Here is a 12,407-nt window from a genome sequence, read left to right as displayed (position 1 = left end):
TTTTAAATCAATTAGGATTTAATGCTTGCTTATATGAAATTAATTGTGAAAAACAAATAGATGGTAGATTGATTAAAAATTTAAATCACGGATTAGGAATGTCAATAAAAACTTTAGTCAAAAAACACTTACCACAAATTCTACAAGAACCTTTAAAAGATAAAACTTGTAAAAAAGAAATCTCATATAAGTGTGATGATTTAATATATACTTTTAAAGAGGAAAATGAACAGATTGTTTTAAGTATAGTAAATTCAAATTGACATTATTTATTTTATAAAAAGTAATTTTTAAGTAAAATTACTTTTTACTTTCAAAAGATTATTATCAAAAAGAGTATTTATGGCTAGCAAACAACTTTCACTTAAACATCTTAGTATGCCTATATTACTTGAAATGTTTTTAAGATATTTTTCTTTGATTATCAACACCGTGATGGTTTCGCAATATTCTAACTTTTTGGTTGGGGCAATGGGTGCGGGTAATCAAGTAGCAGATTTATTTATCATTATTTTTAGTTTTTTAAGTGTGGGTTGTAGTGTAGTGATCGCTCAAGCTTTAGGAGCTAAAGATTACACTCTAGCAAGAAAAGCAATTCATCAAAGTTTATTTTTAAATGCCTTGCTTGGCTTTGTGTGCGGAAGTTTGATTTTATGGCATGGAGAGTTTTTACTCTATCTTTTGCAAATTCCAAATGAGCTTTTAAAAGATAGTGCGATTTACTTGCACATGCTTGGAATTTGTCTGTTTTTTGACGCTATGGGTATAGTTTTGGCTGCTATTATTAGGGTATATAATATGGCTTATTGGGTTATGTTTACTACCTTATTGATGAATATTGTGATATTTATAGGAAATTTTTATGTATTACATTTTACAAAGTTAGAGCTTTTTGGGGTAGGGCTTAGTAATATACTTGGGCGTTTGGTAGCCTTTAGTATGCTTGTAGCAATACTTAGTTTTAAACTCAAAATTCATCTTAAATTTAAAGAGATGATAAGCCTTGAAAAAGTGGTATTTAAAAAGATTTTTAACATCGGTGGTTTTGCAGCAGGAGAGCATTTGATATGGTTTATACAATACACCATAGCTTTTGCTTTTGTAGCAAGTTTGGGTAAAGAAAATTTAAGCGTTCAAACGATTTATTTTCAAATTTCTTTGCTCATCATGCTAGTAGGGCAAGCTATAAGCGTAGCCAATGAAATTATCATAGGTAAATTAGTTGGCGCAAAATACTTAAATGTGGCCTATAAACATACATGGATAGCTTTATATTTTAGCGTGGTAGCAAGTGCTTTTGTAGCTTTACTTAATTATGTTTTGCAAGATTTTACTATGGGTGTGGTAAAGCTTGAAGAAAGTTTAAAAGAGCTTATGATACCACTTTTTACTCTTTCAATTTTCTTAGAAATCTCAAGAACTTTTAATATAGTCATGGTGAATTCGCTAAGAGCAAGTGGTGATGCGAGATTTCCATTTTTAAGTGGAGTGGTGTTTATGCTTGGGGTTTCTTTACCAGTTGGTTATGTGCTTTGTTTTTATGCTGGACTTGGAATTTTAGGAGTTTGGATAGGTTTTTGTGCAGATGAGTTTTTACGCGGTATTGTAAATTCATATAGATGGAAAAGTAAAAAATGGCAAGGCAAAGCACTAGTATAAAAGGAATTTTAGAATTTAAAGAATTTCGTTTTGCTTTTGAAAAGAAAAAACTTAAATATCTAAGACTTAGGATAGATAGGGATTTAAATTTCAAACTTAGCATACCGCTATATTATGAGCAAAGAGATGTTTTAAGATTTTTAGAAAAAAATGAAAGTTGGATTAGAACCAAAGAAAAAGAACTTTCTTTAAAAAGAGTAGTTTTAGCAAGTGATGAGTTGTATTTTTTAGGTAGAAAATATAAGCTAGTTTTTAATGAAAATCATAAAAAAGTTCTCATAAAAAAAGATAAAATCTTTGCAAAAAATCAAAAAGCCTTAGATCTTTTTTTAAGGCGTAGTGCTAGGGTGATTTTCGAGTATTTTATAAAAAAATGGCAATTTGTCTGCAAGAGAAGGGTGCAAAGAATTTGCATTAAAGAAATGATCTCAAGATGGGGTTCTTGTAATCATCAAAAAGCATACATAAACTTAAATTTAAAACTCATGCAAAAACCTATAAAAGCCATAGAATATGTGATTTTACATGAACTTACACATTTAATCTACCCACATCATCAAAAAGAATTTTATGATTTTTTATATAAATTTATGCCTGATTATAAAGCAAGGGAAATTTTTCTAAAAAGTCTTATTTTTTAACAAGAATTTATTCTAATTTAAAAAAATATTTATTAAAATAAATAGTTTTTAAATATCTTTTAAAGGAAAAACAATGAAAAGAAGAAATTTGTTAAAAGTAGGTGCTCTTGGTTTAGCTGCTATGCTTTTTAGTGGGGTGGCTTTAAATGCTAATGATGTGGTTAATTTCCCAAAAGATAAGCAAAAAGCTTTATTGCTCTCAAGTTCGGGCTATAAAGACACTGGGTATTTAAACCATGCTTTACCTTGGCTTAAAGAATTTGTTGAAAAAAATAACTTAAAAGGTAAAAAAGTAGCATTCATACCTTATGCAGGTGTTAGAAAAACTTATGAACAATATGAAGCACAAGTTGCTAAAGCTTTAGAAAGCTTAGGACTTCAAATAATTAGCGTACATAGAGGTAATGCTGTTGATATTGTTAAAAGTGCTGATGCGATTTTTGTAGGGGGTGGAAATACTTTTGAACTTGTAAATCAACTTTATAATAATAACCTAGTAGAACTCATTGCAAAAAGAGTAAGTGAGGGTGTGCCTTATGTTGGCTGGTCAGCAGGCTCAAACGTAGCAGGTGCAACTATGATGACAACTAATGATATGCCTATAGTTGAACCAAAATCATTCAATACTTTCAATATCTTCCCTCATCAAATCAACCCGCATTTTATCTCAGGTAAACCAGTAGGACATAATGGTGAAAGTCGTGAAGAAAGACTTGAAGAGTTTTTGATTGTTAATCCTAAAGTAGTGGTTTATGCTTTACCTGAAGGTGTTGCATTGTCACTTGATGGTAAAAAAGCAAAAGTTTTAGGTATGGACAAAAATGCTCCACTTTTAAAACTTGAAAACAAAAAAGAAATTCAAAAAATCGCTATCGGTTCTGAATTTAACTACTAAAATAACAAGCTATCTATATTTTAGATAGCTTGTTTAAGCTTTCCTTAGAATTAAAATTGTTATATTTATGCTTTAAAATTTAATTTTAAGGTTTTAAACTTGCTTTTAGAAATTACTTTTGATTATAAATCTAAAAATGATATTTTTGAGTATTTGTTAGCTTATTATGCTAAAGATTATGTGTATAATTATGAGCAAAAAGATGAAAAAATCATCATTAAAATTAAAGGCGAAAAAGATGAAATTCAAGCCTTTTGTTCTAATTTAGAAAATATCAGCCATAGTGTTTTTTTAAACAAATTTGACTTAAAAGTTATAGAAGAAGATTTTACACCTATAAAAAAAGAAAAAACCTTCACCAAAAGAAGTTTTTTAACAAGACTCAATGCAAATGCTTATACTAATGGCGAGCTTTTAGAAAATGAATGGGGTATTTTTATAGAAGAAGAATTTAAAATAGAAGAAGAATTTATAAAAATCACTAAAGAAAATTTCTACAATAATTTAAAAAAAGCATTAGAAAAATTAAAAAACAAAGAAAAAATACATTTTAAAAACTCAAAAGGAATATATGCTTTTGAAATTTTTAATGAAGCATTGGATGATTTTTTAATACCTTGTGACCCAAAACATATCAATGCATTTTTTTCTTGTAATAACGAGCAATTTAAAATCTTAGCAGGGGTTGAAAAGCCTCTAATGAAGCTTAAATTTAATGCTATTTTTAGACAAAATCATCAATTAAATCATGAATATTTTAAAATAAAAATATATGATAATCTTTTCTTGTTTGCTTTATGTTTTGAGCTTGAAAAAGAAGGAATTAAGTTTTTAAATTTTAAAAAGCTAGAACATTTTGAAGATGATTTTGAAGTAGCTTTAATCGAAAATGAACTAGTAGTTTGTAGGGGTTATGATTATATTTTACCTGAATTTAAAAATTTGATTTTTCAAAAAGAGGATAAAAATTTCGCAAGAATTTCTTGTATATTGTCTGATTTTAAAGACAAAAAGCCTTTGCTTTTAGAACTTAGTAAAAAATATGATGATATTATTTTACTTGATAAAGAAATCAATCTTTTAAAACTAAATTTACCAAAAAGCTTTGATGAGTTTTATGAAACTATAAGTCAAGATGATGTTGCTAAGAGATTATTAGCTAATTATGAAAAAGAATTTACCCTAGTGCGAAAAGAACTTAACATGGCTAATAATTTTTTTAATCTTTTTGGCATGGTAGGGATGATTTTAGAGCTTGATGAAGACGAGAAAAAAGCAGCATTAGCGCTTTTGGCCTTAGCAGATGAGAGTAAAATGGCAAAAGGTGTTAGGATAGACTTTAAGCTTAATGAGCAAAAGGAATTTGATTATACTAAGACCTTAAGAAGCGTGATGAGTTTTAAGCTTGCTGGAGTAGAAAATCAAATCATAGCCTTAGGCGTTGTTGAGAGTTTGGCGTATTTTTTAAGAGATTTATTTGATGATTTAAAGGCTAAAGAGCAAGTTGATTGTGCCGTGCTTAGTGGGAGCTTGTTTGAACATAAAAGCCTTAGTAAAAATGTATTTAAACACATACCATTTTTTAAGTTAAGCGATGTCCCACTTTGGATATGAAATTCATATTAAAGGGTTAGTGCAAGGCGTTGGCTTTCGTCCTTTTGTTTTTAATATAGCTAAAGAGCTTAATTTAAAAGGTGAAGTTTATAATAATAGCTTAGGTGTTGTTGTAATCCTTGAGTGTAGTAATGATGAATTAGAAATTTTTAAAGAAAAACTTTTTGCTAATTTACCACCTTTAGCTAGGATAGATGATTTTAATTTTTCTTATAAAAAACTTCAAAAAACTTATAATGAATTTATCATAAGTACTTCACAAGATAGTGAAAAATTTAGTCCGATTCTGAGTGATTTTGCTCTTTGTGAGGATTGCTATAATGAATTTTATGATGAGAAAAATCCACGCTTTAAATACCCTTTCATCACTTGCACAAATTGTGGGCCAAGATTTTCTATTATAAAAAAACTTCCATATGATAGAGTTAATACGACTATGGATAAGTTTAAAATGTGTTCTTTTTGTCAAAGCGAGTATGAAGATCCTATTAATCGTCGCTTTCATGCTCAACCGCTTTCATGCTCAAAATGTAAAATTACTATCTTTTTAAAAGATAAAAATCAAAATATTTTAGCTAAAGATGAAAAAGCTTTTATCTTGCTTGCAAAACTTTTAGAACAAGGTAAAATCATAGCTTTTAAAGGTATGGGTGGGTTTCATTTAATTTGTGATAGCACAAATGAAAATGCTATAAATGAACTTAGAATACGTAAAAATCGCCCTAAAAAGCCTTTTGCTATTATGGTAAAAGATCTTAAAATGGCTCGAGAATTAGCTTTTATTAATAAAGCTGAAGCAAAACTTTTAACTTCAAATTTAAAACCCATAGTTATTTTAAATAGCAAAAATATCCATAAAAGCTTAGCGCCAGATACTAATAAAATAGGTATTATGTTAGCTTATATGGGAACACATTTAATGCTTTTTGAACATTTTAAAAAACCTATCATTGCAACAAGTGCTAATCTAAGCTCACAAAGCATTATTTATGAAGAAACAAAACTTTTAGAGCAACTTAGTAATGTGTTTGATTTTTATCTTGATTATGATAGAGCAATACATAATTCAAGTGATGATAGCATTGCTCAAGTTATTGGTAAAGAAGTAATGTTTTTAAGGACTTCAAGAGGTCTTAACCCACTTTATGTTAACACAGCAGATATTTTTAATGCAAAAGAAAATATTCTAGCTCTAGGAAGTGAGTTAAAAAATGAATTTGCATGTTTTTTTAAAAATCAAATTTTCATTTCTCCTTATATAGGCGATATGAAAAGTTTAGATATACAAGAGAGATTTTTTAAAATTTTAACTTTCTTTCAAAACTCTTATAAACTAAATTTTGATCATATTTTAAGCGATAAACACCCACAATTTAACTACGTAAAAGAATTTAAAGATTATAAAAATTTTCGCGTGCAACATCACTATGCACATTTGTGCGCTTGTTTATTTGAACACAAAAATTACAAAAATGATGTTTTGGCCTTTGTTTTTGATGGAACAGGTTATGGGGATGATGAAAAAATTTGGGGCGGAGAGATTTTTAGAGCGAGTTTAAAAAGCTATGAAAGGCTAAATCATTTTAAAAATTTCAAACTAATCAATGCAGATATTAAAAATATCGCAAATTTAACTTTAGCTTTGATTTTTGATTTTAATTTAGAAAGCAAAGCTAGCGAGTTTTTAGCTAAATTTTCTCAAGTAAAATTAAATAATCTTAAAAAAATTCACACTCAAAGCTCTTTATATACGAGTTCTCTTGGTAGGATTATTGATGCTTTTGGCACTTTTGCTTTTGATATACAAAAGCTTGATTATGAAGCTCAAATTGGACTTTTGATGGAAAAATATTATGATAAAAATCTTGATTATAGTTACAAATTTGACATCCAAGAAAAAGAAATTTGCTTTAAAAATGCTTTTTTACAAGCTTTAAAAGATAAAGATAAGGTTAAAATTAGCACAGGTTTACTTAATGGCATTGCAAATTTAATTATAGAATATTCAAAAGATTTTAAAGAAGAAGTACTTTTGTGTGGCGGGGTATTTCAAAATAAAACCTTGCTTGAAATTTTAGATCGAAAAAAATTCACTTATAAAACTTCTTTACAATTTCCTTGCAATGATAGCTCTATTGCGCTTGGACAACTTGTACATTATTTATCTTTAAAAACTTAATAAAACTCATATTTTTTTAATACTTTTTTATATACAATAAAATAAAAATATAAAGGAAAGATTATGTGTAAAGATTGTGGCTGTTCTATTAATGGACATGAACATCATCATGATCACCATCATGAAAATCCAGCTTTAAAAGATGAAAAAACTATTAATGTTATTAGTAAAATTTTATCAAAAAATGATCATCAAGCAGCTCATAATAGAGAGCATTTCAATGAGTATAATACTCTTTGTATTAATCTAATGAGTTCTCCAGGAAGCGGTAAAACAACACTTTTAGAAGAAACTATAAAAACTTTAAAAGATGATTTAAAAATAGCCGTGGTTGAAGGGGATTTAGAAACTAATAATGATGCAAACCGCATTATCAAAGCAGGAGGCTTAGCTCATCAAATCACCACAGGACAAACTTGTCATTTAGATGCTTTTATGGTGCATGAAGCTTTACATCATTTTAAACTTAGCGAACTTGATATAGTTTTTGTTGAAAATGTGGGAAATTTAGTATGTCCTGCAAGTTATGATTTAGGCGAGCATTTAAATGTGGTTTTACTTTCAGTAACAGAAGGTAGTGATAAGATAGAAAAATATCCAGTGATGTTTAGAAAGGCTGATTTATTAGTCATTACTAAAGCCGATTTAGCTCAGTATTTTGACTTTGATTTCAAAGCGGCTTCTATGGCTGCTAAAAGGCTAAATCCTAAAATAGATATTATGATTTTAGATAGCAAAACAAAAACAGGGTTTGATCTTTGGATAAATTATCTAAAAATGAAAAAGGAGCTTAACTAATGTGTCTTTCTATACCTTCTAAAATTTTAGAAATTGATGAGCTAAATTCAGCCATAGTAGAAACTTTAGGGGTTAAAAGAAGAGTGAGTTTAGACTTGATAAGCGAACCTTTAAAAGTAGGTGATTATGTGCTTATACATGTGGGTTTTGCTATGGAAAAAATTGACACTCAAGCTGCACAAGAGAGTTTAAAAATTTATACAGATATAGCAGAGAAGATGCAAAATGGACAAATTGATGAAAATGAAGGCGATATGGGGCTAAAAAATGGATTTAATTAATGATTTTAGAGATAAAGAAAGAATTTTAACCCTAAAAGAACTTATTGCTTCTAAAATTACTAAGCCTATTAATATCATGGAAATTTGTGGTGGACATACGCATAGTATTATGAAATTTGGTTTACCTGATTTATTGCCAAAAGAAATTAATTTTGTTCACGGCCCAGGCTGTCCTGTATGTGTTATGCCAAGAGAGCGTATTGATGTGGCTTTAAAGCTTGCAAGTATGCCAAATACTATCTTTTGTGTATTAGGCGATATGCTTAAAGTGCCAGGAAGCTATGAAAGCTTAATTGATCTTAGAGCTAAAGGAGCTGATGTTAGAGCGCTTTATACACCTTTGGATGTGATAGATATAGCTTTAAAAAACCCTGAGAAAAATATAATCTTTTTTACCATAGGTTTTGAGACAACTACACCTATGAGTGGGGTGATTATAGAAAAAAGTATAGCCTTAAATTTAAAAAATTTATTTTTTCATATTAATCATGTATTAGTTCCACCCGCAGTAGAAGCTATCATGCAAGATGAAAATGTAAAAATTGATGCCTTTTTAGGACCTTCTCACGTAAGCGTTATCACAGGATCAAATATTTATGAACCTATTGCTAAAAAATACAAAACTCCTATAGCAGTGAGTGGTTTTGAGCCAGTTGATATAATGCTTAGTGTGTTAAATATAGTAGAGCAAATGAATGCAAATACTTTTGAAGTTTATAATGAATATCACAGAGTAGTTAGCAAAGAGGGAAATTTAAAAGCTAAGGCTTTAGTAGAAAAATACTTTAAACCTTGTGATTTTGAATTTAGAGGTCTTGGAGTGATTGTAAATGGTGGGCTTTGTTTAAAAGATGAATTTGCACACTTAGATGCTAGCAAAGTGTTTGATTGTAAAGTGCAAAGTAAAGATGAAAGCAAGGCTTGTATTTGTGGTCAAATTTTAAGAGGCTTAGTTAAGCCTTATGATTGTAAGGTGTTTGCAAAAGCTTGTACTCCAAAAAATCCCATAGGTAGCTGTATGGTTTCTAGTGAAGGAGCTTGTGCGGCTTATTATAAATACTATCAAGATAAGGCATAAAATGAAACAAATTACTCTAGCCCACGGTGGTGGTGGCGAAGAAATGAATGCTTTAATAAGTGAAATTTTTTCTATTTTTGAAAATGATGTTTTAAAAGAAGCAAATGACGCTGCTATTTTAGATGATTTGGCTTTTAGTACTGATTCTTTTGTATTAAATCCTATCTTTTTAAAAGATATAAATATAGGAAAATTAGCAGTTTGTGGTAGCGTAAATGATGTATTAATGGTAGGAGCAAAACCGCTATATTTATCACTAGCTTTGATTTTAGAAGAGGGTTTTGAGATAGAAAAGTTAAAAATTATACTAAAATCTATAAAAGAAGAATGCGATAAAGCGGGAGTAAAGCTAGTTTGCGGGGATACTAAAGTTGTTCCTAAAAATAAAGGCGATGAAATATACATTAATACTTCATGTATAGGTAAAAATATACAAAAAATCAATACCAAAGACTTAAAAAGTGATTGTAGCATCTTAGTTTCAAGGGATATTGGAGCTCATGGTTGTGCGGTTTTGGTTAAAAGAAATAATTTAGAGGCAAATATCCAAAGTGATTGCAAAAGCTTAAAAGATGAAGTTTTAGCACTTTTAAATGCAGATATTTCCATAAAAGCAATGCGTGATGCTACGCGTGGTGGACTTAGTGCGGTTTTAAATGAATGGGCTAAATTAAGTAATTTAGAGCTTTTAATATATGAAGAAAAAATCCCAGTTTGCGATGAAGTTTTAGGGGTTTGTGAGCTTTTTGGGTATGAGCCTTATGAGCTTGCAAATGAAGGAACTTTTATTGTTTGCGTAGATAAAAAAGATGAGCAAAAAGTATTAGAAATTTTAAAACAATTTAATGCTAATGCAGCCATTATAGGTGAAATCACAGCTAATGAAAAAGCAAGAGTGGTTTTAGAAAATGCTTATGGAGCAAAACGCATTTTAGAAGCTCCAAAAGGCGAACTTTTACCAAGAATTTGCTAATGCATGAGTTAAGCATTACAGAATCATTACTAGAGCTTTGTGAAGAATATGCTCAAGGAAAAGTTATTGAAGAAGTGCATGTTAAAATAGGGCGCTTAAGCGGGGTTGAACCTCCACTTTTGCAAAGAAGCTTTGAAACTTTTAAAGAAAATAGTCCTTTGTGTAAGAATGCTAAATTTATTATGCACATTCAAGAAGTAGTAGTTGAGTGTCAAAAATGCCATTTTAGCGGAGTACTTGAAAATAATATCTTTTGGTGCCCAAAATGCGAAGATAAAGATTTAAAAATCATAGACGGAGAAGAACTTTATCTTATGCAACTTGTTTTAAAAGAAAATAAGGATTTAGAAAATAATGACAAATAAAGAAATCATCTTAGGTGTGGGTTGTTTTTGGTGTACTCAAGCTGTGTTTGATGAAATTAAAGGCGTAGTTTATACAGAAGTAGGTTATAGCGGTGGTAAGCCAAATCCAAGTTATGAAAGCGTGATAAATGGCGATGGAAATATAGAAGTAGCTAAGATAATTTATGATGAAAAACAAATTTCATTAGAAAAAATCTTAGAAATTTTTCTCAAAATGCATGATCCAACAAGCTTAGATAAACAAGGTGCTGATGAGGGGATACAGTATAGATCAGTTATTTTTTATCAAACTAATGAGGAGTTAAAAATCATTAGTGATTTTTTACAAAAAGCACAAAAATATTATGCTAAAGCCATAGTTACACAAGTTTTAAAATTAGAAAAATTTTATAAGGCTGAGGATTATCATCAAAAATATTTTAAAAATAATCCCAGTCAAACTTATTGTAGATTTGTCATTACACCAAAGCTAGAAAAACTAGTAAATCATTCCTAATTTTTCTTTTTAGAAATAGGGCAAACCCCAAGTGGACAAGCTTGTTTTCCACTAAGCACTCTTATAGGACAAACAGCAAAAATACCTGTTAATAAAGGAATTAAACCCAATAATCCCCACCAAGTTGAAAAATAAACTCCTAAAGAAAATGCCACTATGGCTAAAGCTATTCTTAGCACTCTTTCTAATTTACTCATAATTTCTCCTTTTTGTTGATATTATAAATAAATTTTAAAAGTATTTCTGTGATAAAGTTACAAAGAAATTAGTATTATTTTAGATCTTTCAAGTTTGATTTTACCTTCTTTTTCTAGTTCTTTTAAAATTCTTGAAACGGCTTCTCTAGCACTTCCTAAGTGATTAGCTAAAGCTTCATGGGTAATTTTTAAAGTATTGTTACTAGTATTTTCTTTTAAAAAATCACAAATTCTAGAAGATAAAGGCATAAATAAAGCTTGTTCTAAAACTTTGATTAAGGTATTAAAACGCTTAGTGATTAAACTTAAAACATAATCATTAATTTTTGGGTATTTTTCTTTTAAAATTTGAAAAATCGATGAGGGGATGATGGTTATACTTGTATTTTGAGTACTTTGTATAAAAACATCATAAGATATACCATCCATATTGCACTCAGAGCAAATAACGCATTCATCATTTTCTTTAAGGTGAAAAAGTGTTATTTCTTTTGCATTTGGAGTTAGAATAAAAGCTCTAAGCTCGCCTTTTAAAATTTTTATAAATCCTAAACATTTATCATTGACCTTAAAGTCTTTTTCAATGTTTATTATTTGTAAGTGCTCTTGTATAAGTTTGAGATCTTGTTTTTCTATTTCAAAATGAGAAAGAAAATTTTCCATGTTTTTAAGTTTTAAAAGCCTATAAAAGGCTTTTAAATTTTAGTGGCAACCACAACCACCACATCCACAACTTTGACCAAAGAAGCTTTCTAGAGCTTGCATATTTGGAAGTTCTGTTACTTCATTTACTAATTCTTTATAAGCAACTACACCATCTTTAACTACAAACACTGCTCTAGCTAAAATTCCCTCAAGTGGACCATCAGCCATTAAAACACCATATTTTTCACCAAATTCTTTAGAAACAAAATCACTTGCAACAGTTAAATTATCTATACCTTCAGTTGAGCAAAAACGACCCATAGCAAATGGTAAGTCCATGCTAACTACGATTACTTCTACACCGCTTGCTGCTGCTTTTTTATTAAATTCTCTAGCTTCAGTTGCACATACTGGAGTATCAAGGCTTGGCACGCTGATAATAATTTGAGTTTTGCCTTTTGGAGCAATTTCAACACCTGAAAGATCTTTAGCTTTTAAGGTGATATTTGGAGCCATATCGCCAACTTGGATGTTGTTTCCTTTTAAATTTACTTTATTTCCTTTGAATAATACACTATTCATTTTT

At 29.4% G+C, this 12,407-nt stretch carries 15 protein-coding genes; 12 read left to right on the top strand and 3 right to left on the bottom strand.

The genetic code is table 11. The features are described 5' to 3' along the window. The 12 genes from L8W68_RS05495 to msrA all read left to right on the top strand — a co-directional run. On the top strand, positions 1 to 263 hold a 263-nt coding region (locus L8W68_RS05495; RefSeq protein ID WP_263675300.1), incomplete at its 5' end, for a DUF2920 family protein. Between the two features lie 79 nt (positions 264 to 342). Beyond that, positions 343 to 1,659, top strand: a complete 1,317-nt coding sequence (locus tag L8W68_RS05490) for an MATE family efflux transporter (RefSeq protein WP_263675299.1) — start codon at positions 343 to 345, stop codon at positions 1,657 to 1,659. Next, positions 1,635 to 2,300, top strand: coding sequence for a M48 family metallopeptidase (locus L8W68_RS05485; protein WP_263675298.1), 666 nt, complete (start codon positions 1,635 to 1,637; stop codon positions 2,298 to 2,300). The genes L8W68_RS05490 and L8W68_RS05485 overlap by 25 nt, the downstream gene beginning before the upstream one ends. Before the next feature lie 73 nt (positions 2,301 to 2,373). Then, positions 2,374 to 3,195, top strand: coding sequence for a dipeptidase PepE (pepE, locus tag L8W68_RS05480; protein ID WP_263675297.1), 822 nt, complete (start codon positions 2,374 to 2,376; stop codon positions 3,193 to 3,195). A gap of 99 nt (positions 3,196 to 3,294) precedes the next feature. Then, complete coding sequence (locus L8W68_RS05475; RefSeq protein ID WP_263675296.1) at positions 3,295 to 4,809, top strand: hypothetical protein; 1,515 nt, start codon at positions 3,295 to 3,297, stop codon at positions 4,807 to 4,809. Next, positions 4,790 to 6,988: a carbamoyltransferase HypF gene (hypF, locus tag L8W68_RS05470; RefSeq protein ID WP_263675295.1), complete on the top strand. Its 2,199-nt coding sequence runs from the start codon at positions 4,790 to 4,792 to the stop codon at positions 6,986 to 6,988. The genes L8W68_RS05475 and hypF overlap by 20 nt, the downstream gene beginning before the upstream one ends. Before the next feature lie 63 nt (positions 6,989 to 7,051). Then, positions 7,052 to 7,786, top strand: coding sequence for a hydrogenase nickel incorporation protein HypB (hypB, locus tag L8W68_RS05465; RefSeq protein ID WP_263675294.1), 735 nt, complete (start codon positions 7,052 to 7,054; stop codon positions 7,784 to 7,786). Then, the gene (locus tag L8W68_RS05460; protein WP_039618343.1) at positions 7,786 to 8,067 is read left to right on the top strand and encodes a HypC/HybG/HupF family hydrogenase formation chaperone; all 282 of its coding nucleotides are present in this window, start codon (positions 7,786 to 7,788) and stop codon (positions 8,065 to 8,067) included. Before hypB ends, L8W68_RS05460 begins: the two co-directional genes overlap by 1 nt. Next, positions 8,054 to 9,145, top strand: a complete 1,092-nt coding sequence (hypD, locus tag L8W68_RS05455) for a hydrogenase formation protein HypD (RefSeq protein WP_263675293.1) — start codon at positions 8,054 to 8,056, stop codon at positions 9,143 to 9,145. The genes L8W68_RS05460 and hypD overlap by 14 nt, the downstream gene beginning before the upstream one ends. 1 nt (position 9,146) lies before the next feature. Next, positions 9,147 to 10,118 carry a hydrogenase expression/formation protein HypE gene (hypE, locus tag L8W68_RS05450; RefSeq protein ID WP_263675292.1) on the top strand — a complete coding sequence of 324 codons (972 nt, stop codon included), beginning with the start codon at positions 9,147 to 9,149 and terminating at the stop codon, positions 10,116 to 10,118. Then, a complete protein-coding gene (locus L8W68_RS05445) occupies positions 10,118 to 10,483 on the top strand; it encodes a hydrogenase maturation nickel metallochaperone HypA (RefSeq protein WP_263675291.1) in 366 nt (121 codons plus the stop codon). Before hypE ends, L8W68_RS05445 begins: the two co-directional genes overlap by 1 nt. Beyond that, positions 10,473 to 10,979, top strand: a complete 507-nt coding sequence (gene msrA / locus L8W68_RS05440; protein ID WP_263675290.1) for a peptide-methionine (S)-S-oxide reductase MsrA — start codon at positions 10,473 to 10,475, stop codon at positions 10,977 to 10,979. Before L8W68_RS05445 ends, msrA begins: the two co-directional genes overlap by 11 nt. Here msrA and L8W68_RS05435 read toward each other — a convergent pair. The 3 genes from L8W68_RS05435 to tpx are packed head-to-tail and all read right to left on the bottom strand — an operon-like array spanning position 10,976 to position 12,403. Next, positions 10,976 to 11,176: a DUF2892 domain-containing protein gene (locus tag L8W68_RS05435; RefSeq protein ID WP_012661495.1), complete on the bottom strand. Its 201-nt coding sequence runs from the start codon at positions 11,174 to 11,176 to the stop codon at positions 10,976 to 10,978. The genes msrA and L8W68_RS05435 overlap by 4 nt on opposite strands. A gap of 57 nt (positions 11,177 to 11,233) precedes the next feature. After that, positions 11,234 to 11,839, bottom strand: coding sequence for a Crp/Fnr family transcriptional regulator (locus tag L8W68_RS05430; RefSeq protein WP_263675289.1), 606 nt, complete (start codon positions 11,837 to 11,839; stop codon positions 11,234 to 11,236). A gap of 39 nt (positions 11,840 to 11,878) precedes the next feature. Continuing rightward, positions 11,879 to 12,403 (bottom strand): thiol peroxidase, encoded by a 525-nt coding sequence (tpx, locus tag L8W68_RS05425; RefSeq protein ID WP_012661493.1) that lies wholly within the window; start codon positions 12,401 to 12,403, stop codon positions 11,879 to 11,881. Positions 12,404 to 12,407: the final 4 nt, after the last annotated feature.

This window comes from Campylobacter sp. FU_497, from assembly GCF_025772425.1.
GTDB lineage: Bacteria > Campylobacterota > Campylobacteria > Campylobacterales > Campylobacteraceae > Campylobacter_D > Campylobacter_D lari_C.
Note: the sequence above shows the minus strand (reverse complement) of the source record. Positions and strands in the feature narration are given on the sequence as shown.